A 1,244-nucleotide genomic window follows, 5' to 3' on the forward strand; every position below is an offset into this window, starting at 1 on the left:
TTCAGTACCGGCCCGACACCCTCGACGGCTTCATAGCCGGCACCGGCCTGACCCTCGACAACCCAACGTCACCCTGACGAGCCGAAGTCAGTAACTGCGAAGAACGAGCGCGGCCTGGACGAATACGAGGTCTCCCGCTACGTCGGCTTGTACCGGCACATCACCCTGTCTGTGCTTGCCCACGCCTTCCTCGCGGCCACTGCCGCCGCCGCGGTCGCACAGTGCCCCGCCGGGTGTGCAGCCTGCCGGACTCACCCCTACGTGCGGGCAGGTCTCGCGCTGCTGGTAGCTCCCTGGTCCGCCCGTGCCCACCGCTGTCCAGAAGGCTCGGGAGTCCTGGAAGTGGCCGCCCAGGGTGTGCCAGGACAGGCCGGGGTGCTCGAGGCGCAGCGCCTCAAGGCCCGCGGTGGCCAGCCCGCACCGCTGGTACTTCGCCATGGTGTAGGGCCACTCGACCCACCCGATGCAGCAGCGGGCGCAGACGGTGTAGTCGACGGCGAAGGCGACATCGCCGGCGAGGTTCGCCGCCCGCTCCCTCCAGCCGGGCCGTTCCGAGGAGCGAGTGTCCTGCCAGGGTGCATCCAGCCTGATCACGGTCCAGTCGGTGGGCTGCCGACTCCCTCTGCCGCCGCTGATTGCGCGTAGTACCCGCTGCCAGGGCGTGCCGTCTGCCTCCATGCCACGTCGTGTGCCTGCGCGGCCAGGGCCAGAGTCTCTTGCTGTTCGTCAACGCTTCCCATGCCGTCCACCGTGCCCAGGCAGCCGATTGCCCCAACACCCGTACGCCCACCGGGAGTCTCGGAGGCGCCCTCGGGCTTGGCACGCCGCCGATCTTTGCCCTCTTTCTTGCCTTTGGCGCTCCGTGCCTCGCTTGCGCGAGAGCCAGCAGCACGGTCACGCGGCGTGACCCGGTTCCTCACCCCGCAAGAGCTTCTGCAGATCGCGCAGACCCTCTCGGGCGACCCGGCCTGTCTTGACCTGGGTGTCCTGGACGCCGCCTGCGCCCGGGTTCAGGCCCACTACATGGACCGCGACGTGTACGCGAGTGACTGGCTCAAGGCCGCGGCCATGCTGGAGACGATCACGCTGCACGAGCCACTTGAGGCGAAGAACGCGTTCTTTCGAGTGCACGCCTTCGCTCGGGGACCACCCTCCGTGCCGGTCCGGTCGACAAGACCGGCGACTGGCGGGGAGGGGCCGGTCCCTCCCCGGTCCGCCGCGTCTGCTTGGGTGATCGTCACGTT

Annotated in this window: 1 protein-coding gene and 1 pseudogene; one reads left to right on the plus strand and one right to left on the minus strand. The window is 69.2% G+C overall.

The genetic code is table 11. The annotated features are described in order from the left end of the window. Window positions 1–87: 87 nt before the first annotated feature. Entirely contained in the window at window positions 88–594 is a 507-nt protein-coding gene (locus ACFYO2_RS49615) for a hypothetical protein (RefSeq protein ID WP_388364130.1), read from the minus strand. A 309-nt stretch (window positions 595–903) separates the two neighbouring features. Between ACFYO2_RS49615 and ACFYO2_RS49620 the strand changes: the two are divergent. Then, window positions 904–1,244, plus strand: a pseudogene (locus tag ACFYO2_RS49620) (hypothetical protein); the annotation flags it as partial.

Source organism: Streptomyces sp. NPDC006602 (genome assembly GCF_042870385.1).
Taxonomy (GTDB): domain Bacteria; phylum Actinomycetota; class Actinomycetes; order Streptomycetales; family Streptomycetaceae; genus Streptomyces.